General features: G+C 45.5%; 20 protein-coding genes. 3 read left to right on the top strand and 17 right to left on the bottom strand.

Going from position 1 to position 21,769, the window contains the following annotated elements; translation table 11 throughout:
- Positions 1 to 30: 30 nt before the first annotated feature.
- The 14 genes from REC12_RS16540 to REC12_RS16475 all read right to left on the bottom strand — a co-directional run bounded on the left by REC12_RS16540 (position 31) and on the right by REC12_RS16475 (position 17,497).
- Positions 31 to 348 (bottom strand): nitrous oxide-stimulated promoter family protein, encoded by a 318-nt coding sequence (locus tag REC12_RS16540; RefSeq protein WP_308896373.1) that lies wholly within the window; start codon positions 346 to 348, stop codon positions 31 to 33.
- Positions 349 to 432: 84 nt separating this feature from the next.
- Positions 433 to 936 (bottom strand): DinB family protein, encoded by a 504-nt coding sequence (locus REC12_RS16535; protein WP_308896371.1) that lies wholly within the window; start codon positions 934 to 936, stop codon positions 433 to 435.
- 277 nt (positions 937 to 1,213) lie between these two features.
- The gene (locus REC12_RS16530) at positions 1,214 to 2,443 is read right to left on the bottom strand and encodes an NAD(P)-dependent malic enzyme (protein ID WP_308896369.1); all 1,230 of its coding nucleotides are present in this window, start codon (positions 2,441 to 2,443) and stop codon (positions 1,214 to 1,216) included.
- Positions 2,444 to 2,677: 234 nt separating this feature from the next.
- On the bottom strand, positions 2,678 to 3,574 hold the full coding sequence (locus REC12_RS16525) for an HpcH/HpaI aldolase/citrate lyase family protein (RefSeq protein WP_308896367.1): 897 nt from the start codon (positions 3,572 to 3,574) through the stop codon (positions 2,678 to 2,680).
- Positions 3,575 to 3,636: 62 nt separating this feature from the next.
- A complete protein-coding gene (locus REC12_RS16520; RefSeq protein WP_308896366.1) occupies positions 3,637 to 4,533 on the bottom strand; it encodes a succinate--CoA ligase subunit alpha in 897 nt (298 codons plus the stop codon).
- Positions 4,534 to 4,595: 62 nt separating this feature from the next.
- Complete coding sequence (locus tag REC12_RS16515) at positions 4,596 to 4,886, bottom strand: hypothetical protein (RefSeq protein WP_308896364.1); 291 nt, start codon at positions 4,884 to 4,886, stop codon at positions 4,596 to 4,598.
- A 9-nt stretch (positions 4,887 to 4,895) separates the two neighbouring features.
- Complete coding sequence (locus REC12_RS16510; protein ID WP_308896362.1) at positions 4,896 to 6,173, bottom strand: ATP-grasp domain-containing protein; 1,278 nt, start codon at positions 6,171 to 6,173, stop codon at positions 4,896 to 4,898.
- 296 nt (positions 6,174 to 6,469) lie between these two features.
- Positions 6,470 to 6,823, bottom strand: coding sequence for a cupin domain-containing protein (locus REC12_RS16505; RefSeq protein WP_308896360.1), 354 nt, complete (start codon positions 6,821 to 6,823; stop codon positions 6,470 to 6,472).
- 146 nt (positions 6,824 to 6,969) lie between these two features.
- Positions 6,970 to 8,346 (bottom strand): FAD-binding oxidoreductase, encoded by a 1,377-nt coding sequence (locus REC12_RS16500; protein ID WP_308896358.1) that lies wholly within the window; start codon positions 8,344 to 8,346, stop codon positions 6,970 to 6,972.
- An 18-nt stretch (positions 8,347 to 8,364) separates the two neighbouring features.
- Positions 8,365 to 9,669 carry an FAD-binding oxidoreductase gene (locus REC12_RS16495; protein WP_308896356.1) on the bottom strand — a complete coding sequence of 435 codons (1,305 nt, stop codon included), beginning with the start codon at positions 9,667 to 9,669 and terminating at the stop codon, positions 8,365 to 8,367.
- Between the two features lie 136 nt (positions 9,670 to 9,805).
- Positions 9,806 to 11,056 (bottom strand): (Fe-S)-binding protein, encoded by a 1,251-nt coding sequence (locus tag REC12_RS16490; RefSeq protein ID WP_308896354.1) that lies wholly within the window; start codon positions 11,054 to 11,056, stop codon positions 9,806 to 9,808.
- Positions 11,057 to 11,384: 328 nt separating this feature from the next.
- Positions 11,385 to 12,161, bottom strand: a complete 777-nt coding sequence (locus REC12_RS16485; protein ID WP_308896351.1) for an IclR family transcriptional regulator — start codon at positions 12,159 to 12,161, stop codon at positions 11,385 to 11,387.
- A 414-nt stretch (positions 12,162 to 12,575) separates the two neighbouring features.
- Entirely contained in the window at positions 12,576 to 16,193 is a 3,618-nt protein-coding gene (locus tag REC12_RS16480; RefSeq protein ID WP_308896350.1) for an AAA family ATPase, read from the bottom strand.
- A complete protein-coding gene (locus REC12_RS16475; protein WP_308896348.1) occupies positions 16,190 to 17,497 on the bottom strand; it encodes a metallophosphoesterase family protein in 1,308 nt (435 codons plus the stop codon). The genes REC12_RS16480 and REC12_RS16475 overlap by 4 nt, the downstream gene beginning before the upstream one ends.
- Before the next feature lie 271 nt (positions 17,498 to 17,768).
- On the opposite strand from REC12_RS16475, the gene REC12_RS16470 reads away from it, so the two are divergent.
- Entirely contained in the window at positions 17,769 to 18,434 is a 666-nt protein-coding gene (locus REC12_RS16470; protein ID WP_308896345.1) for a uracil-DNA glycosylase, read from the top strand.
- Between the two features lie 138 nt (positions 18,435 to 18,572).
- Here REC12_RS16470 and REC12_RS16465 read toward each other — a convergent pair whose 3' ends face one another.
- From REC12_RS16465 to REC12_RS16455, 3 genes are all read right to left on the bottom strand, one after another.
- A complete protein-coding gene (locus tag REC12_RS16465) occupies positions 18,573 to 19,124 on the bottom strand; it encodes a chromate transporter (protein WP_308896344.1) in 552 nt (183 codons plus the stop codon).
- Complete coding sequence (locus REC12_RS16460) at positions 19,111 to 19,674, bottom strand: chromate transporter (protein ID WP_308896342.1); 564 nt, start codon at positions 19,672 to 19,674, stop codon at positions 19,111 to 19,113. Before REC12_RS16460 ends, REC12_RS16465 begins: the two co-directional genes overlap by 14 nt.
- A 180-nt stretch (positions 19,675 to 19,854) precedes the next feature.
- The gene (locus REC12_RS16455; protein WP_308896340.1) at positions 19,855 to 20,523 is read right to left on the bottom strand and encodes a GntR family transcriptional regulator; all 669 of its coding nucleotides are present in this window, start codon (positions 20,521 to 20,523) and stop codon (positions 19,855 to 19,857) included.
- A gap of 403 nt (positions 20,524 to 20,926) precedes the next feature.
- On the opposite strand from REC12_RS16455, the gene REC12_RS16450 reads away from it, so the two are divergent.
- Positions 20,927 to 21,112, top strand: a complete 186-nt coding sequence (locus REC12_RS16450; RefSeq protein ID WP_308896338.1) for a ferredoxin — start codon at positions 20,927 to 20,929, stop codon at positions 21,110 to 21,112.
- A 310-nt stretch (positions 21,113 to 21,422) separates the two neighbouring features.
- Positions 21,423 to 21,764: a PadR family transcriptional regulator gene (locus REC12_RS16445; RefSeq protein ID WP_308896336.1), complete on the top strand. Its 342-nt coding sequence runs from the start codon at positions 21,423 to 21,425 to the stop codon at positions 21,762 to 21,764.
- Positions 21,765 to 21,769: the final 5 nt, after the last annotated feature.

Raw genomic sequence — 21,769 nt, 5'->3', positions numbered from 1 at the left:
TTCCACGTACACTCCCCGGCAAAGAGGAATTTACTTCTTGGAGAACCTAAAACCATCTACTAAATGCCTGAGAGCCATTGCCGGATGAGAAAACACCATTTTAGGACCCGCATAGCGCATGACTTCCAGCATTCTTTGACGCATGTCAGGCTTATAACAATGTACCGGACATTTACCGCAGGTCGGTTTTTGCTCCCCAAATTTACAGTGAGCCAGGCGGGCCAGAGCATAATTCTCCAAATCCTGACATTCCTGACATAAACCCTTGCCTGTGTGGTGCTGATCCTTACAATATAGCCTGAGCATTGCTCGTACTGTTTGCTTTTCAAAGTCCAGTCTTTTAGCCATCTTCCTTTAAACTCCCTAGTTTAAACCATCGTTTGATTTGCCTTTAATAAGGACCGTTTGCCAGGTTTCTGGCTCAGAGGATCGTTAAATCGCAGGGGCTTTCATACCAAATTGGCTCCAGTCCTCTCGAGCCGGACCGTAAAGGCCTGGGACTTTCAATCCTGCTTGTCTCATCAGTACCGTCATTTGCCCCCGGTGATGAATCTGATGATCTACCAAAGCACTTAAGGTTTCTCCGATTGTCCATTGTTCCCCATACATATTCCGCTTTTCTAATAGTGTCTGGTCCTGCCACCGAGCACGGATTCCCGCGACCATAATTTTACTTACTTTTTGATAGTAATCTGAGATGCTTTGGGCTGAATTCGGAACCGGATCATCGTCTCGGCATCCTTCAAACACCAACCCGGTCTTAGACATCATCTCAGGAATCGTTGTTGCTACATGCCAAGCTATTCGACCTAAGCTGCGGTCCTCCTCCGAGACTTTCTGACTCAGAGAATCGTCTGTCAAAGCATTGAGAATGCGCAGTGTTGCTTCCTCCTCTTTTTCCCATGTCTCTAAAAATACGGCAATCGAAGTAACCATACGAGTCCCTCCATAATTTAAATTTTTACCATCTTATCAGTTAGTCCACTTCAGGTCAATATAGCGCCTTACTTATCTATAATATACGCTTTTCGCGAGATTCAACCGGGAGTAAAGAAGCAGGCATCTGCCTTGTTGCTTCTATGCGCCGGCCAAAACTAATCCTGCATCCCTATGTTAAAACGGGATGCTTACCTGCCGGTAAGCATCCCGTTTAATTCTTATCTCCACTCCAAGGCCAACACGTCATTGGCGGTGAGGCTGTTCAAACAGACTATTATTTACTCTCGTAATATTTACGCAAATTGGCAGCGACTTGCTCAGGATCAACATTGTGAGTCGCAACTCCCGTATCCATAGCCGCTTTGGCAACTGCTGCAGCGACGGCAGGTCCAACGCGCAGGTCAAAAGCTTTAGGTATTACATAGTCTGCACTAAGCTCTTCGCTGGATACGATACCGGCGATAGCGTAAGCTGCCGCAACTTTCATTTCCTCATTGATAACTTTTGCTCCGGCATCAATGGCACCGCGGAAAATTCCCGGGAAAGCTAAAACGTTGTTAACTTGGTTCGGATAGTCAGAGCGGCCTGTGCCGACAACAGCAGCCCCAGCTTCTTGGGCATCGGCGGGCCAAATCTCAGGAACCGGATTTGCTTGGGCAAAAACAATGGGATTTGGAGCCATTGATTTGACCATTTCTTTGGAAACGAGGTTCGCTCCGGAAACTCCGATAAAGACATCGGCGCCTTTTAAGGCATCCGCTAAATTACCCTTAAGCAATTCACGGTTTGTTTTTTGAGCAATTTCATCTTTGTATTTGTTCATGCCTTCTGGACGGCCTTCATAAATTGAACCTTTAGTATCGAGCATGATTACATTTTGAAGTCCCATACTCATTAAGAGTTTAACGATAGCCATTCCGGCGGCTCCCGCGCCGTTAACGACAATCTTAACATCTTTAAGCTCTTTCTTAACTACTTTTAAAGCGTTTACCAATCCGGCCATGGTGACAACCGCGGTTCCGTGTTGATCATCGTGGAAAATCGGCCCATCATAAACTTCTTTAAGTTTTTCTTCAATATAGAAGCACTCCGGAGCTTTAATATCTTCCAGATTAATGGAACCAAAGGTAGGTTCCAGAAGCTTAACAGTCTCAACGACTTTGTCACTGTCCTGAGTATTTAAGCAAATGGGAAAAGCATCTACATTTCCGAAAGTCTTGAAAAGAATTCCTTTACCTTCCATGACAGGCATAGCGGCACGAGCGCCGATATTGCCAAGCCCTAAAACCGCAGAACCTGTGGATACAACAGCCGTCAAATTTTCACGGTTTGTATAAACATTGACTAAAGCGGGATCTTTGGCAATTTCCAAGCAGGGTTCAGCTACTCCGGGAGAATAGGCAAGGCTTAAATCATCACCGTTGCGAACGGGTACTTTGCTGACAACAGCAATCTTACCTTTATTATTTTTATGGAGATTAAGGGCATCTTCACGAAGACCCATAGCTACACCAATCCTTTCTCATCACACTGTTTAATAGTTAATCTCGTACTCAGGCAAACATTCGCTCGGATTTATATTGTATAAAGTATACAAGAAAATCAAGCTTTTTTATAGCCTAAAGAAAATTGGGCCGGCATCCGAAGACACTGTCTTCTCAGGGGACAGCGGAGCGCAAGAGACCGCCCGTATTAAGAAAACCTGGCCACTTGAATAAGTGACCAGGTCTCACTTACTTTAGGCTTTTTGACTTGCTGCGTTTTTAGCATCAATTTCAGCTTGTGCAGCTAAGATATCTTTAGCATTGAGGTAAACCGGGGTGTCAACCATTTTGTTATTATAGGAAACGGAAGCTTTGCCCTTAGCAATTCCTTCCTCTTCAAAGACTTTAACAACTCCGCGTGCCCACTCAACATCGGCTGGATCGGGAGAATACATGCGGTTGGAAGGCTCGACTTGTCCCGGATGGATAATCATGCGGCCTTCATAACCCATTTGACGGCCTTCGGCAACATTTCTTTCAAAGGCTTCAATATTTTTGAAGTCAACGAAAGGAGCGTCAATGGCAACGATTCCGGCTGCGCGGCAGGCAACTGCAACATGGGAACGAGCGTATTGCTGTTCAACACTCTCGTTGGTCAATTTAACACGCATATCACGGCAATAGTCAACGGCACCAAAGATAGCGTTAACGTTACGTTTACTTGCTAAGCAGCATTCTGCAGCATTGATAACCCCTTTAGCAGTTTCCAGAAGCATGGAGATCTTAACACTTCCAACTTCCAAACCACGACGACGCTCAAGTTCTTCAAGCTTCCAATCCAAACGTTGTACGTCTGCGGCACAACCGGTTTTTGCTAAAGTAACTCCGGCAAGACCTTCATAAACGATAGCTTCTAAGTCGTCGTTGGTCAATTCGGTTTCCCAGTTGTTAATACGTACGAATACTTGGGCACCGCCGCCAGCCGCATATTTGAGGTTTTCAGCAACTATTTTACGAGCAGCTTCTTTCTCAGCCGGTGGAACGGAATCCTCAAGATCTAAGGTAACAATGTCAGCCGGGAACTCCGGAGCTTTAGCAACCATTTTAGGATTGTTACCAGGAATATACAAAATTGATCTCATAATAGTCATAATAATTTACCTCCCGCTTTTATTAAATTTAATTCCTAGGATTTCTAGGGAAAAATAACGAATTAGGCTTTGACTTTCTCCTTTAAGATAAGAGGAATATCTGTCGGCACTTCGGCGACATAGCCGCCGGCTTTGGTGATGGCTTCCATTTTGCTTTTAGCTGAGCCGCGGCCACGCTCCACAATATTAGAGGCGTGAGAGAATCTCTGACCTGCCGGAGCCCAGGCGCCTGCCACATAGACTACAAAAGGTTTGGTAAATTTACCGGAGGCAATAACTTCCGCGCATTCTTCCTCCTGTGAGCCGCCGATTTCCGCATAGACAGCCACGCCGGCTGTTTCCGGATCAGCCTCAAACATCGGAAGCAGATCTGCCATGGAAGTGCCAAGAACGGGCTCTGTACCGGTATGAATAACCGTACTGACTCCAAATCCCCCTTCCCTGAGCAGCCAAGGAATAGTTCCGGATTGTCCGCCGCTCCTTGAGAATACTCCGATATTGCCTTTAATAAAGAACTTATTGGCCCATTCTCTATTGCCGCCGAGCCAACCTACAACGGCTTCACCAGGCGTAATAATTCCGATTGAGCCCGGGCCAAGTACCCTGGATCCTTTGGACTCGGCATAAGCGATCATGTCCATGATATCGTGGATCGGGGTTCCTTCTACACAAGGAATAATGTTTTTAACACCCGAATCTGCCGCTTCATAAACTGCAGTCTTCAATCCACGCCCCGGAACAAAGATAACACTAAAGTCAATCTCGCCTTTTTCACGCACAATTTCTTTGACGGTATTATAGACCGGTATTTCATGTACTAGTTCACCGGCTTTTCCAGGGCTTGTTCCACCGATAACGTTGGTACCATATTCTTTCATATATTTTGTTCTGACTGAACCTTCCCGACCCGTTATCCCTTGAACAATTACTCTAGTTTGCTTATTGATTAAAATGCCCATTTATAAATCCCTCATTTAACAATTTGCTAGGTTCTTAATTTTATTCATACCTACTTTATTTCTTATTTTTGGCGTTTTGCGAGGTACTCATCTAAACCTTTGACAGGAATTTCAATCGTAATGGCATCGTTACCGCGGGTCTTACAAGCAAACTCACAAGCTAAGCACTCAGTACCCAGCCGCAAACACTCTTCTGCAGAGCGGTGTTCAACCGATGCTTTACCTTGGTCATTAATACCGAGTAACCCTCTGGCATATTTTTTGCACGCGTCAGCACATGCTTTCGTTTCGCATGTATCACACTTGCTGGTATCGATTTTTACCTTCAGACTTTTTTCTGCGAATTCCAGCACTGTTTTTCCCTACTTTCCTTGAGCTTCTTTCTCAGCTCGATATTCTTTACTGAGAGTTAAAAGTCTTTCGCCGATAAACTTGGTATCTGTTACATGCTCTTTCCCATAAATCTCAATTCTCCTACCCGGACCTTCCGGTGTCATTAGATCGGCAAGTCCCGTTCTGAGAATTTCAAGGGATTCGTCTTCTCTGTTGCCACAGAGCAGTAAGACACAAGGCAAACCTGGCTTTTGAGTAGGAAGGATTTCTCTAAGCGCTTTAACGATGGCATGAGCATGATGCCATTGTTCTTGGTTGGCCATCATGAATCCGCCGAGCAGATAGCCGTCAATATTAGGCTGGGAAAGAACGCATTTAGCGACCCGATAAATCTTCGAACCGACTGGATTACCACTGGTATCCGCATAGTTAGCAGGCTTTAATCCCACTTGATTTAAAGCATCCAGTCCCATCATTGCGGAACCGCCGCCAATGGGATGGTAACCTATATGACCCGGGCTTACTTCGTCATAGCCCATGTTCATCAGGAACCCGGTTCCCCGTGCATCGGTTTCCTCAATACTCCAGCCGATAAGATCCAGTTCTGTCGGAGCACCCGGCAGATCGCGGGCAATGGCAATACCGAATTCCGGATGACGACCGACGGAACTGTTGTCAATTTCCATCTTACAGTCGGCACAAACCAGATTTCCATCACCGGTCATAATAAAGGGGTTAATCTCCAGAGTCTGGCAATCATACTTTTTATACGTTTGCGACAGTTTCGTCAGGAAGCCGGCAAACTTACTAAGCTCTTGTGCGGGAATTCCAGCCCGGGCACACAAATCGACGGCATCATAAGGCTGTAAGCCGTGGATCGGATCGACATTGATTTTTAAAAGCAATTCTTCCGGTACGCTTTCAATGTCCATCCCCCCCTCAGTGCTAAACATCAGCATAGGGGAACGAGCTTCCCGGGCTCCGTTTATAACAAAAGAACAATAGAACTCTTTCTTAATATCCAATTTCTCTTCCACGAGAACTTGATGAATTGCCATACCTTTAACTGTTTTAGCGAGAATTTCTGCAGCAGCGGCGGCAGCCTCATCCGGCGTATTCACCAATTTAACGATTCCAGCTTTACCGCGTCCCCCAGCTTGAAGCTGGCCTTTTACGGCTACAGGCTTGCCAATTTCCTCGGCAATTTGACGTGCCTCCTCAGGACTAGCAGCTACTCTTCCCAGGGGTACGGGCATTCCAGCTTTCCTGAGCCATTCTTTTCCTTGATATTCGAGAAATTTTGCCATTCGTTATCACTTCCATAATGAAATTTTCTGTAACTACTTGGGTTCGAACCTGGAATAGCTACTCAATTACAATTAAAAGAAATTCCCTCCCTTCTACACAGTTGGATCACTGGCGTTAGGGCTTACTAAATCTTTAAAGCTGATAACTTATTCTTAAAGATTTTGTTTTACTATTTGAAACCCTGTTTCATTACTCCCTACTCCATTATCTTACGTATTTTTAGATTAGTCAACACTTTAATTGAAGGTCTTTGTCAACCTAACGATAAAATAAATTTATGGATTGAAACATCGTTTTATTTCTGCAATTTAACAGTATCCACAGGTGTAGGCCCGGCGATGCCGATAAAAACAAAACGATTTGAGCCGGTATTGCGCATACCATGAGTTTGTCCGGCTTTCGCCAAAATTGCCATGCCCTTTTTAATCTCAACCTCTTGTCCATCCCCAGCAAAATAGAGTCCGGACTCTCCTTCAAGGCATATCCAGACATCGTCCGCATTGGGATGCTGATGCAGAAATACTTCTTGGCCGGGTTCCAGACACCACATAACGCCTAAGGTTTTATCCGATTGGTAAACTACTACTTTTTGAGGAATATTCGCATCAAAGCGAGCCAATTTGTCCAAGGAAAAAACTCTTTCTTCCACGTAGCAGCCCCTCCAACTTTTTTAAAAGAAAGCAGGCGTCAGAATTATTTCACCAACTGCCTGCTATTCTTACAATTTATCATAACCACAGAATTGCCAATTATCCCTTGGAGAAAAATTTATAGAAGCGAGGATCGGGGAGATGCCTACAGGTCAATGACCTTCCCGGGGTTAAAGCGATTATCCGGGTCAAAGCTCCGTTTAATCTTTCTGAAGGCTTCCATAGCTTCGGGTTTAAACTCAGAGTCAAGATACTTCTTCTTGACAAGCCCAATGCCGTGCTCGCCGCTTATGGTGCCATCGAGACTAAGAGCCATCATACAGAGCGCCTGTTCAGCGGCATGGACGGTGTCAACTTCTTCTTTGTTTCTTTGATCAAAAAGAATCAATGGATGAAGATTTCCGTCACCGGCATGAGCCACAACTCCGATGGTCACACCATAATCCTTGGCAATTTTGAGAACTCCCTCAATCGCTTTAGGGAAATTACTCCGGGGAACCGTAATATCATTAACACCATAGGACGGTCTGACGCGGGCAACTGATCCGAAGGCACTGCGCCGGGAAGTCCAAACTTGATCCACTTCAATTGCCGATTGAGCGACTTTAAATTCCTTGGCAATTTTTTTGGCGATTTCACCAATTGTCTTAACTTGCCCGTCCATATCTTCCGGATAGCCGTCAACCTCAATAATGAGAACAGCTCCAGCATCACGAGGCAGCCCGGCATGGGTGAAATCCTCAGTCGTATTGATCAGCAAATTATCCATCAATTCCAGGGTGGTCGGAATAATGCCGGCGGCAACTATATCGGCAACCGTTTGCGATGCATCTTCGACTTTGTCGTAAATAGCCAGCATGGTTTTCTTGGCTCTGGGTATCGGAATGATACGGACGAAGACTTTGGTGACCAATCCCAAGGTGCCCTCCGCACCGACAATGATACGGGTCAAATCATACCCCGGCTCACTTTGGAAATTACGCCCTCCGGTTTGAATAACTTTGCCGTTCGGGAGAACGACTTCCAGACCTAAGATATAATCGCGGGTAACCCCATATTTAAAACATTTCGGTCCACCGGAGCATTCACCAACATTTCCTCCTATGGTTGAGGCCTTATAGGAGGACGGGTCGGGAGGAAAATAGAATTTTTTCTTTTCGAGTTCAACCTGCAGGTCAAAATTGATTACTCCGGGTTCGACGACTGCTACAAAGTTTTCAGTGTCTATCTCATGAATTTTTGTCATTTTAGAAAAGCTAATGACCACGGAATCTTGAGAAGGAATAGTTCCGCCGCTCTCATTCGTACCGGCGCCCCGAGGAACGAGTTTAATATTATGCTCGTTCATCAATTTGACGATTTCAACGACTTCTTCCGTTGTATGCGGAGAAACGACTCCTAAGGCTTCACCGGATAATAACGTGCCGTCATAACCATAAGTCAACAGGCCAACCTTGTCTGTAACGACGTTTTTCTCCCCAACAATTTCTTTCAACCGCTTAACAACCGTTTGGCTTAACATATTCAGACCTCCTTCTTCTTAAGCCTCTAGACTTACCCCAGGGCTGAGAATCCCTTTGGGGTCAAATTGCTGACGCAGTGCACGCAGCAAACTTATGGTTTGCTGCCACATTTCCGCATCATTGTAAACTTCAGCTTTGAGCTTATGACCTAAGAGGCCCTTCACGTTCCCGCCTAAGGACATCGCCAGTTTATTCACTTTTCCGGCTAAAGCAAGTTTATCGGTGCCCTCGGGCAGCGCTAAACAGACATATCCGAGAAGTCCTTCAACAACTACGCCAGGATAAGCCCCCAGATCCCCTATAAGCGTTTCAAGCTGAACCAGGGCTTGAGGCATTTTCATCGGGCCAACCGTAAACTCCACGGTCTGCTCCGGTTTAGCATTGATGGCGGCACGAACGTTAAGCCAACCATTGATCACTTGTTCATACTCGGCCCCGTCTTCAATAATCTTTACATCGGAGCCTCCGCCCAAGGTTAACACTGCGGCAATTTCATTAGCTACGTTTTTACCCGACTCTTTATATCCCTGCAAATCAATGATCACAAGCTGCCCTTCCGTTCCGGGTTTGGCAATTTTGGCCAGGGGGGCATTGATAAGATTCATCCGGGTCGGATGCACGTTGCGCTTAATCAAAGTATTAAAGGTTTCATTAGCCTTATGCACGGATGCGAAGGTTCCAATCACTGCTCTTTTAGCTTCCGGTACAGGTAAAAGCTTCACCAGAAGTTTGGTAAAAATCCCAAATGTTCCTTGGCTTCCGACAGCGAAATGGATGAAATCCAAACCGGAAACGTTCTTAATACATTTATTTCCGATATCCAGAATTTCCCCTGTCGGGAGAACCATTTCAAATCCTAAAAGAAACGTCCGGCTAGGGCCATATTCAAAGGATTTGGAATCGGTATCTCCAAGCGCAAAGCAGCCACCCATTGAACTGGTTTCGACTTCGTAGGGTTCCGGAGGAAAATTTAAAGCGGCTTCCGCAACCTTAAGAAGAAATTCCTTATGAAGAAGCCCTGGTTCAACGACCGCCACAAGGTTTTGATGATCCATTTCTAAAATCCGGTTCATCCGGGACATGACCATGGCAATCCCGCCCGCAATCCCCTGAGTATTGACGGCTGCCCCGCCTACCACTAATTTCACATTCTGCTCATTGGCCAGTTTAACAATGTTCGAAACTTCCAAGGTATTCCCGGGTAAGACGACGGCTGCAGGCTTACCTTGACCTTTTAGATATTTAGCCATTTCGGCAGGGGAATCGATGACATTGGCATCACCAACAATCCCCTTTAACTTACTGATATTGACGTTACTCATGACTACCCGCCCTTCCACTCATTTACTAGAACCTGCGGTCAGCATGTTCCGCAAAGGGAAATTTTCCTTTTTTGCCAGACCATAGTGAGCTGTAATGGTCAGACTATATACAAAGTTAAGGCAATTTTACACTCAATCAGTCTTCGTAAGCGTGGGCCATTAAATCGGCAACATGCATAACCTTTTGATTTTGACCGGCTTTGTTTATGCCGCCTTGAAGTCTCAGCATGCAAGCCGGGCAGCTTGTAGCCACCAAATCCGCATTGGTATCCTTGATGTTTTGTGTCTTCTGAACCGTAATATCCGTTGACACCTCATGATAAAAGGCTTGTATCAGACCGGCTGCCCCGCAGCAGCGATTGGCTTCAAACATTTCCACATAGTCAACCCGAGGAATCATTTGCAGCAATTGCCGGGGCTGCTTTGTTACCTTAAGCCCTCGAACCATGTGGCAAGGGTCATGATAGGTGACTGTCAAAGGACTTGAATTATGGAGTTTGCTCTGATCGACACCAATCTTGGCAATATATTCTGAAAACTCGACTACTTTTTCACAAAACAGTTTAACTTTAGGAAGATATGAGGGCTCATCGGCAAAGAGTTTAGGATAATCATGTTTAAGCATCGAAGCACAGGACGCACATGCGGAGAGAACAACTTCCGCATCTTTATACTTATCTAAAAAGGTATCAATAGTATGACGGGCATTTCTTTTCGCTGTTTCAAAGTCACCATAGCAATATTGCGGAAGGCCGCAGCACACCTGATCTTTGGGAATAATAACTTCACAGTCATTTTTCGTTAACACTTTGACAACGGAATGAGCGGTTTGGTCTAAGGAGTAATTGAGAAAACAGCCCACATAAAACCCGACTTTATGCTTTGGATGTTGCACCGTAATCTTTTCCGGAACCTGTTCCAAAAATGGCTTTTTTGCAGTAGGAAAGTTCCGGATGTCAATACCGCGAAAATAGTCCAGTCCATCAATTTTATTGAGGACACTTTTGCCCATTCCGCCGAAAAGACTGAATCCCCTGCCTAACCTCTTCGGATTTGCTAAAGTTTTTAAAGCAAAAGATTTAGCAAACGGCTTGATTCCTTTTCTTAGTTTGAGATCCCGACGCGCAGCCATGACGAGTTCATTACCATGTACACCATTTGGGCAAGTGACTGCACATTCTCCGCACAACAGACAGCTCATGATCGCATCTTCGTACTCTTGATTAGGTTCTAATTTCCCATCGGCGACAGCTTTGATGAGCTGGATTCTTCCACGTGTAGACATTTCCTCTGACCCAGTCAATTTATAGGTCTTACAAGCTGTATGGCAGCCACCACACTTGTTACACGTGTTTAACATTTCGTATACTTCTGTTAAAACCCCCACTTATATTTCCCCCTTCACTGCCAGATTGTCAGACCACCAGACGTATAGAACCCCTGTGGCACTACTTTGAGATTCTGGGACCTGCTGTTGAACTTGTCAACATGTTTCTGTAAGCGAAACTACGTTTCATTAAATAAAACAACGTTTACCCAGCCTCGCACAACGCTAGTTGCTGAGTTCTGGAACCCCCTTTATGAGGCTCGGTAAACCGTTTTTATAAATGAAACCATGTTTCACTATTTTCTGACTCTATTATCCACCCGAGCCCGTAAATCGTCAAGTGCAAATTTCTGAAAAATTAATTTAACCACCAAATCAGAAAAGTTTGTCATAGCTTTTGGAAATAGTTGAATCCTAGTTTTGAGGAAACTTCCTCTCCCGCTTTTTTCATTTCCTGCCCGATCCTCTCAAGGCCCTTTTCCTGGATCCTGCTTGCCGGACCAGAAACACTGATTGCTCCAATGGCCCGCCCGGAATAGTCAAAAACGGGAGTTCCCAAGCAGATAATTCCGATTTCATTTTCTTCTTTTTCTACGGAAATTTTGTTTTCTCTGATGCTTCGCAGCTCTTTTAAAAGCACTTCCGGATCAATGATCGTATTCGGCGTGTAGCGGGTCATTCCTTTCGTCTCTAAAATATGCCGAACCTCTTCTTCAGGCAGTGTAGAAAGAATAGCTTTTCCCACCGCGGTGCAATGCATAGGAGCCCTCCGCCCCACTTTAGAGTGCATACCGACAACATGAGAACTCTCGGCTCTGTCAATATAAACGATTTCACCGTCATCGGGGAGCACTAAATGAACTACTTCATTCAGTAATTTGGCTAAATCATTGAGAACAGGAGCTGCCACTTTGCGGATTTCAAGATCGTTAAAGAAGCGAATTCCCAGTTCCACAATTTTAATTCCTAATTGATAATGTTCGTTCTCTTTGGCCCTTTCAACATATCCGCGGTAACATAACGTCTGTAAAATCCGATGAACCGTACTTTTATGGAGCTGAATGCGGTTGCCGATTTCTGTTACTCCCAAGGGTTCTTCTGCATGAGCAAGAACCTCCAGGACATCCAGCGAACGTTCGAGTGTTTGCACATATTTTTCTGTCACTGTTGGTCCTCCTTCTGACCATTTTTTGCCATTTACCCTTTACAGGGACATCCATTGATTCCTCACCATTAAGATTTCAAAGAACCAACTTACCGCCTCATATCATTATTACCAGGACGTTTAGAAACTGGGGTTCCAATGTCCCTTACTTTGAATAGTATGACTTCTTTAAATTGTATAGTCAAGCATTAAATACTGGATAAAGAAGACTTGATTCAGGTGGAGTTTTAACTCCATCTGAATCTTAGTCGCACTATCCAGGGACTAATCCGCTCTTAACTCACCGCTTGCCGAAGCGGGAGTCTTAGAGCGGATTAGTCAGCGGATAACATGAATCTCTTAAGCCTATTTCTTAATTTTCAAAACCTTGTCAAAACCCTTTGGATTGACTAATTTTAAAGGCAAGCGGCAGGATTAAGCCATTTCCAAATTAACCCTGCTGCCGGCTCCGCCGGCCTGGGCCGGAGTGACAATCAAACGGCGGGCTAAACGGCTTCTAAGTTCCGGAACGTGGCTGATAATTCCAATGGTCACATTTTGCACGTGGAGTTTTTCCAGAGTGTTCATCACTGTCTCCAGGAGATTGGTATCCAAGGTTCCAAATCCTTCATCCAAAAAGAAGAATTCAAGGGGAGATTCTCCATGCAGCTGGATTTGAGTTGATAAAGCCAAGGCCAGTGCAAGAGCCGTCAGGAAAGTTTCTCCTCCGGATAAGCTATTTACCGGACGACGTACGCCACCATTGGCATCGTCCCGCATGATAAAGCCACCTTCACTGTCAACCTCAAGCTCATAGCGCTGATTTGTCAGCTGTTTCAAGCGTTCTGAAGCGGCACGGGAGACATTCACCAACTGTTCCTGAGCAAGAAACTCTACAAACCCATTTCCTTTGAAAACAGTTTGCAAGGTTTTAAACATGTCGAGACGATGACTGGATATTTGCCGTTCACCTTCCAGGTGCAGCCATTCTTCATGCTTTTCCCTGATTTCTTCCATCCTTTGTTGGGTGGCGCCGCGCTGTTCTACGGCCTCGGTATGCTCTTTTTCTTTCCCATGCAACCGTACCGGCCAAGCTAACCATTCCTCCGGGCGAAGACTCCGCCCTTGCAGCTGTTCTTCAAGTTCCCCTCTTTTCTGACGGAGAAGCAGGCCCTCCTGTTGGTAATTTGAAAGCTTCCGCTCCATACTCAAACGATCCGCCTGGTCACAAAGTGCATTTTGCGCCGCTTCCAAAGTCTGAAATTGGGACGCTTTAAGGCTCTGAGTTAATTTAAGCAAAAGTGATTCCTTGCTCTCTTGGGCTAACTCCAAAGCCTTAGCGTTTACTGCCAGGGTTTGCTCCGCTTTGGTCCATTCCTCCTTGGCCCGGTCGTATTCTTTCTTGCGCTGTTCCTCCTTCCCGCTAACTTGGGCTAACTCCTGTTTTACCACTGCGATTCGTTCCTGGGCGGATTTGCCTTCCGTTAAACTGTCACATTGAATTTTCAACTCGGCTAAAGTGCGAGCCGCTTCACTTCCCAGGGTTTTAAGATTCTGGAGCTCAAGTTCACAGGAGGTTTTCGCAAGTATAAGCCTTTGCTGATCTTCATCTGTTGTTCTTATGTTATTTTCCAGCTCTGTTAACTCTTGATTCAAGCTTCCCGCGGTTTGATCCCAATGAGCATATTGTCTTTGCAGCACCCGAATTTCAGACTGCGGAACAGTTCCGCGCAAATCGTCTAGACGCCCTTGGAGCTCTGATTGTTCCCACTGAAGTTGACTGAGGCGATTTTGCATCTCTGAGCCCACTCCTCCAACGGCGGCAATCTGGGCACGGAGTTTATGCCAGGCTTCCTCGTTTCCCATAAGCGTGTGTTGAGCCTGTTCTAAGTGAATTGCCGTCTCCTCTTGTCTTTGCTTCCAAGCATTCAATTGTTGACGACGGGACTCTAAAACCCCTTCTTGCTCCTGCAAGGATGCCATCAAAGCCGAAAGCCCCTGATTTTTAAGAGATTCCGGTAGCTCTTCCCTATACTTGGCAAGAGCCTTCTGCTTGTCCGCTAAAAGATTAAACTGCTTTTCCTCCTGCTCTCGTTTGGAAACCAACTGAGCCTGAGCTACGGCAAGCTTTGTCGCACCCTCCGCTTCCTGCTTTTCCAGTGTTTGAAGATGGTTAAGGGCTTGTTCGAGTTCCCGGGCCGCTTGCTTTGTAACAGTGTCGCCGCCAGACCTTTGCGCCGGCTGAGGATGATGGGGGGAACCACAGACCGGGCAGGGTTTCCCCTCCGCTAAGGCAGCGACAAGCACGCCCGCAAGGTCCCTCTGCTCCAGTTCTTGGACAGCGGCTTTCCTGTGTTCGACTAATTCCCCGGACTTTTGAATTTCCAGGGCCAGCAAGCTCTGGACCTGTTCTTTACGGTTTAAGTCGTCCTGTGACCCTTGACAATCCTGAGAAATACCTTGCAGGCGCTTGCGTTCTTCAAGCTCCTCTCCTTCAGCCCGTTCGATATTGGCAATTCGATGCCGCAAGCGCTCAAGGTCTTGAGCTTGTCTGCCCAAAATATCTTCCTGTAAAGAAGGATCTTGCTGCCTGACTGCAAGGGCAGTTTTCAAACTATCTACGGCCTCCTGAGCCGCTTTAACCTTTAGCGCCACATGGTTTTCCTGGGCTTGTACGGAATCCAGTTCGGCAACATTTTTCTCCCAATCTCTTTGCAGGTCACTCACCTGTTTGGAGACCATTTCATAAGTCTCCAAAGCTTGCGCCGAAGAGTTAATTTGGAGGCGCTGGGCAGGATCAATCGTTATCTGACCCAGCTTTGTTTTTACCTCTTGTAAGCGTTTTTCAAAGGTTTTTTTCTTTTCTGTAACTTCAAGCAGAGCTTGTTCCAACCCTTTACGCTTGCGGTCAAATTCGGCATACTGGCGCCGAGTGTCCAGCAAGCGCTGATTGCGTGTTTGGATATCTTCTTCCAAGCGTTTCGCCTGTTCCAGTTGCTCCAGCTGACGCAGACAGCGGGGTTCTTTTTCCAGGCGTTGTTGGTTGCTTATCAGCCATTCTTTCTCAGCGCTTTCCTTTTCCAGACTTGTTGCCTTGAGACTCTTTTGCGCTTCTTCGGCCTGCTTTTGCGCTTCTTGCAGCCGCTCTTGAGCGAACTCCAAATCTGCCAAAACCGAACGCAAAGGCTCTGCGCGTTCCGCAGAACTGAGGCGTTCCGCCATTTTGTTCATTTCAGCTTGCAAGGTCAGCCATTGAGATTCTTGGTTAGAGATATGCTGTAACTGTTCCTGTAAACTCCACAACTCTTTAGCTTGCTCGAACTGTTGTTTCAGATGATTCAAATCGCCGAGGGTCTGCTCCGAAGCAATCTTTGCCGCCTGATACTCTTCTTCAGCGATTCTAACTTGTTCTGCGGAAGCATCCCCTAAGCCCTGCAGCCGCTGTTCGATACCGTTAAGGTGAAATCGGGTGCTGTCAAGCTGCTCAGAGAGCCGGGCCGTAAGATCGCGTCCATAAGCTTCAAGCGAAAACAACCGTTCTAACATTAGGCGACGGTCTTTTGGTTTTATCGTCAAAAATTCGGCAAATTTTCCTTGGGGCAGGACAACCGCTCGGGTGAAGTCGTCCACCGTTAAACCTAGCATTTCTTCTATCTTTTTGGTCATCTCATCGGCCTTTGACGCCAAAACTGTTTCCGTATTTTCTTTGATTTCAACCAGCCGGCAAGTTGACGCTTTAACCGTCCGGTCCCCCGAGCGGCGATAAGAGCGTTCTGCGCGATACGTGATTCTTTGAGTTCCCACAGCTAACGAAAACATATACTCCACAGCAAGCTTTTCTTCACCATGGTTAAGTATTCCCTGGGTATTATTGACCGCCCGCTCCACTGTTCCGTAAAGAGCTAAGGTAATAGCGTCCAGAATCGTAGACTTCCCGCTCCCTGTGGATCCGAAAATTCCAAATACCCCTGTTTCACAGAGTTTGCTGAAATCTATTTCCTGCACTTCACGAAAACTATTCAAGCCGGCAATTTTCAAGCGCATAGGTTTCATGCCGTCTCCGCCTCCTCGTTAAATGTCTTCATCAATTCGGCAGTACTGCTTTGATCAGCGCAAGAATTCCCTTCGCTTCCCCTTTTATCCGGGTCAATCAACGTTAAAAATAAAGTGACCAACTCCTGATCCGGTTCCGCTCCACCGGTTTTCTCCTGGTAGAATTTGCGAAAAAGTTCGTCTAGGGGCAGTTGAGAACGCGCCTGCGACAAAATCATTTCTGTTTCAGGAAAAACCGGACGTATGTTAAGGAGCCGTTCCCGCTGGCGGCGCAGATTGTGTATATCTTGGGAATTGAGGGCATTGGTGACATGTATCTCTAAATCAATCCAGGCCTGAGGATCTCTCCCTTCGTCAAGCCAGCGCTGAACTTGGACCAAACCCTCTTTGGCCTGCCATTTTACTAAAGGATGGCCCGAGCTGAGAAAAATCTCCCGGACCTTTACCGGTTGCCTGGGAAATCCTTCAATTAAAACTACGGATTTGGCATACCCTGTCTCGGAAAAACTATAGGCTAAGGGGGAACCGGAATACCGAGTAAGTGCTGAAGTCCCTTTGACCGCCTGAGCCCGGTGCAAATGCCCTAGAGCCACATATTGAGCGCTTGAGGGCAGCGCTTCGACTTCAACTGTAGGAGCGCTGCCGAGTTGAATAGGACGCTCGGAATCGGATTGAATCCCGCCGCGCACAAAAATGTGGCTCATCGCCAGGTTTACCGCATCTGGCCGGAAAGAGCGGCTGAAGAGTGTGAATAATTCCTGCACACGTTTGGAATATTCCTGGCGCAGAATTTCCTCATCCAAGCTCTCACTCAAAACTTCATTGAGCCGGGCCTCCGAAGGATAGGGCAGCAAAGCTAGAATAGCCGGGTCCGGACAGCTGGGGATGTGTAATTCGACCCATCCTTGTCCCGCCGCAGCGGTAACTACTTTTCGCTGATTAGGCTGGACTAAAAAGTCGGGTTTTAATACATCCTTTGGCAAACCATATAACGTAATCCCATTCCTTACAGCAAGAGGGCTTGCCGCGCAAAGCCGCTCCGGGTTGTCGTGATTGCCTGCAATAGCCACCACAGCCCGCTTGCCGCCGGCAGACAAGCGGCTCAGGGCGTCGTAAAAAAGTTCTTCGGCAATGGCAGGCGGATTAACGGTATCAAAAACATCTCCCGCGATTAAAACAAGGTCCACGGCTTCATCTTCCACTAGCGCGCATAATTCATCAATAAACTGTATTTGTTCTTCAATTCGGCTTCGTCCTTCAAGCATTCGCCCAAGGTGCCAATCTGAAGTATGTAATATTCTCATGCTCACACTTCCTTTATGCTTCGTGCTGACAAAAATTTAGTTGCTGAAGAAAAGTTCAAACTTATCATAACTATTATAAAGCATGTCCGCGGCAGAAAACTGTCAAACTTTAAATTAATAATTTTTTCATTGATCGGTGGCGCCACTTCGCGTCATGCAGGCCTGACTGTACAAAAAATCTATCCTTTTGACAATTAAGTAAAGTTTTATTTGATTTTCTCAGGTTATTTTGTAACAATAGTTATGAGTTTAAGAGAAAGGGGTAAGTATTGTGGCTGTTCAAGCTGATTGGAAACGATTACTTGAGGATGAGATACAACAGGACTATTACCTGCAATTACTGGAATGGGTCAAAAATGAGTATCGGACAAAACGTATTTTTCCGAAAAAAGAAGACGTGTTCAATGCCTTAGTTTTTACTTCTTATGAAAACACCAAGGTCGTAATTCTCGGACAAGACCCTTACCCTAATATCGGGCAAGGAATGGGTCTCAGTTTTTCAGTAAATATTGGCGTGCCTCTGCCGAAGTCCCTTCAGAATATCTTTACTGAGCTCCATTCGGACCTAGGGTGTTCCGTGCCCCGTCACGGCTCGCTTCGCAAATGGGCGGAACAAGGAGTTTTGCTCCTTAACACAGCACTCACTGTCCAAGAGGGAAAACCCAATTCTCATCAAAACAAAGGCTGGGAACGATTCACAGACCGGGTTATCTCTTTAGTCAATGATAAAGCAGACCCCGTGGTCTTTATCCTTTGGGGCAACAATGCCCGTTCCAAGAAAAGGCTTATTACCAATCCCCGTCACTTAATCATCGAATCCGCCCATCCCAGCCCCCTGTCTGCCGACAGAGGATTCTTCGGCAGCAAACCCTTTTCCAAAACCAACGCCTTCCTGATTTCTCAGAACAGGACGCCGATTGACTGGCAAATTGATTAATCTCCCAGCGTTTATCAACTATTGTTATCTGTAAAAACAAAAAGGTCACATCTTTGAAAGCCGATAAGAAAAGCGTGCGAATTAATGTCTCGCACGCTTTTCTTATTTTTACCGGCCCGACTATGGAGGCAGAGAAGCTTAGAATAAAAGTATACCCACTATGGCTGTAGCGGCAATAAATGTAAAAGTACCCACTTTGACTTTTTTCTGATTTAAGACCAAATAGCCTAGCACTATCACGACAAGTGCTTTCAGCATTGTCAGCGACAGGAAGGTATGAGTTCCTTGGTATAAAGGCTTAACCCCTATAATATAGGCTGCGCTGATAAGCAGTCCGAGCACAGCCGGTCTAACACCAACTAAAAGCGCGTTAACATACTTGTTCTTTTTAAACTGGGTGTAGAATTTAGTGATAATAACCGCAGCTGTAAATGAAGGAATACAGAGAGCGGTGGTAGCAATAATGGCGCCAATAATGCCTGCGACCCTGAAACCAATATAAGACGAAGAGTCAACAGCAAAGGGGCCTGGCACCACCTGGGCGATAGCAATAACTTTAACGTAATCAGTCAAGGATACCCAGTTGTGGGATACCATTTCCGTTTCAAAAAACGGAATCATGGCGTAGCCGCCGCCAAAACTAACCGCTCCGATTTTCAAAAAGACAAGAAACAGTTCAATGAGATTCATTTTGCTTACCCCCCACCGTCAAAAAGTACAAATTTTTAGCAAAGCCCAGGGCCGCTAAAAACAACAGGACAAGGACGACGTTAATATTGGTAAAAAGCATTAGGCCGGCGGACAGTAAAGCCAAGATCACGTCCGTATAGTGTTTAACGGCTGTTTGCCAGGTTTTTTTGACGGAATTAATGATTAAAGCGGTAACACCCAGAAGAATTCCTGTAAAAGCTTTGTGAACTATGGGATTGTCCGTGAATCCCCAAATAACAAAGGTTAGAATCAGGATCAGCAAAAAAGTGGGCATGCAAGACGTTACTGTGGCCACACAGGCACCGAGAAGTCCCTTCTTTCGATAGCCGATCATCGTCGCCGAATTGACAAATATAATGCCCGGCAGAGTTTGAGAAATAGCCATAATATCTGTCAACTCATCATTAGTGACCCATTGTTTTATTTCTACAACTTCTTTTTGCAGTATGGCTATAACAGCATAGCCACCGCCAAAGGCCAGACAGCCGATTTTAAAAAACGTAATGAACATTTCGAAATAGATTCCCATGCCATCTCTCCTACCTTCTCTTATTTAATGTTGGCATTAGCTTAAACCATAGCATGAATTAACCTTTAGATATATGTTTTCCCTATATTTATTTTAATATTTTGGTATATCGTATACCAAAACAATTAAAAGGGTAGAATAAAGTACCGTAACAATTAGTTTTTATTAACCGCTAAAATTTTAAAAAGTCATTTCTAAGAAAGCTTTATTGGAATTTTCCACGTGTTTTTTAGCCGCGGCATCGGCTCGAGAGCTGTCATGATTGCGCAAGGCTTCAATAATCTCATTGTGTTCTTCCCACACCTCTTCGGGGCGGCCGGGTTTGGAATACGCCACTTGCGTAAATTTCGTGATATACTCCCGCAAAGTACTGAATAAGCTGTATAATCTCGGGCTATCAGCAGCTTTGTAAATGATCTCATGAAACGTATCATTTAACTGATTGGATTTTTTCAAATTTCCTTCGCTTTGCTCATCGGAAATCTGCCCGGCAAGCAAGGCTAAACGTTCAACTTCTTTGGGTTTTATTTTCGTTGCCGCAATACTGCATATAAGTGCTTCTAAAGATGCCCGAATAAGTAAAATCTCAATAATATCCTCCTTAGTAAAGCCCGAGACCACGACTCCTTTGCGTGGAATATGCGTGACCAGCCTCTCTAATTCGAGCTGTCGTATCGCTTCACGAACGGGAGTCCTGCTAACTCCCAGCTGCTCCGCAATGTTGCGTTCGACAAGCCTCTGCCCCGGCTCGAGTTTTTTCTCAAGAATCGCACTGCGCAGTGTGGCAAAGACTGAATCACGGATATGACCCATATCATTATATTTAATAGGTGAAAATCGATAGTCCATTGCTTTCTCCCCTTTAGAAATAATCTCCGTGACAGAATTAATTATAAATCAACCAACAGGATAATAGCAAGAGAAAAATGGTATACCGTATTCCAAAAAATATCTTAACAATGCCTGTCTTTCTATTGCTTATAGCAGCTTATAGCACTAAAAATTTTTAATGAGCAAGCACCGGATAAAGAAGACTTAATTCAGGTGGAGTTTTAACTCCATCTGAATCTTAGTCGCACTTATTCAGGGACTTAGCCGCTCTTGACTCACCGCTTACCGAAACGGGAGTCTTAGAGCGGAATAGTCAGCAGATAAATTTGGCTTGTTACATTCATAAAAACTCTGCTCTTGACTGTCAGGTATCCGCACGTTATCCTAGCTTTAATAACTAGTAATGAAAGGAGCGCCAAATATGTTCGCTTCCGTTAACTCTGACTGTACAGGATGTGCCTCCTGTGAAGCAATTTGTCCGGAAGTCTTCAGAATGAATAGTTTCGGGCTTGCCGAAGCTTACATAAATCCTGTTCCCCAAGGTGCCGAAAGGTTGACCAAAGACGCGGCTAATAGTTGTCCCGTAGCTGCAATTACTCTGGAATAATAGGAGAAAAACTAACCTATAAGCCCCCGGCAAAGCCGGGGGCTTATAGTACTTATTTAGGCTCAAGACCCAACTTAAATAAACTAAACTCTGAATGCCCTTAATTTCTAACAAAGTACTGCCTAATTTAGAGCCAGCCAGCCCTGTTTTTAAATTGCCTAGACTTTTCAAAGGCTTTTTGACTAATTTCCGGGTCAGCGCTAATATAATAGCTATATACTGTTAAAAGCAGTTTACTTGTGTAAACATCATACTTCTGTAAGCAGTATGTTTAGGTAAACCCTACCGCTAAAAAGTGAGGTGAATTCTGATGCCTAAAAAACATGGCCGACATACTCCGGCCTTTTTGCTCCTTTTCTTGGAAGACGCCCCTAGTTATGGAGCTCTGCTCTTAACACGGCTGCAAAACGAGCTCCCTTATTGTTTCAGTGACAGCGCCAACGTTTATCGCTGCTTGCAAGAGCTGGAGAAAAACGGTTCAGCAGAAACTCATTGGGAAACAAGGGAGAACGGCCAGCCCCGCAAGTGGTACACTATCACTGCGAAGGGCAGGCAAGAGCTAAGCGTATATGCCGAGGACATCCGCCAGCGCCGGGCCAATTTTGAGTTTTTTTTCTCTCATTATAAAGCTCTGGAACAAGACGGGGATTAGATTTA

It is taken from the genome of Candidatus Desulfosporosinus nitrosoreducens (genome assembly GCF_030954495.1).
Classification (GTDB): domain Bacteria; phylum Bacillota; class Desulfitobacteriia; order Desulfitobacteriales; family Desulfitobacteriaceae; genus Desulfosporosinus; species Desulfosporosinus nitrosoreducens.
Note: the sequence above shows the minus strand (reverse complement) of the source record. Positions and strands in the feature narration are given on the sequence as shown.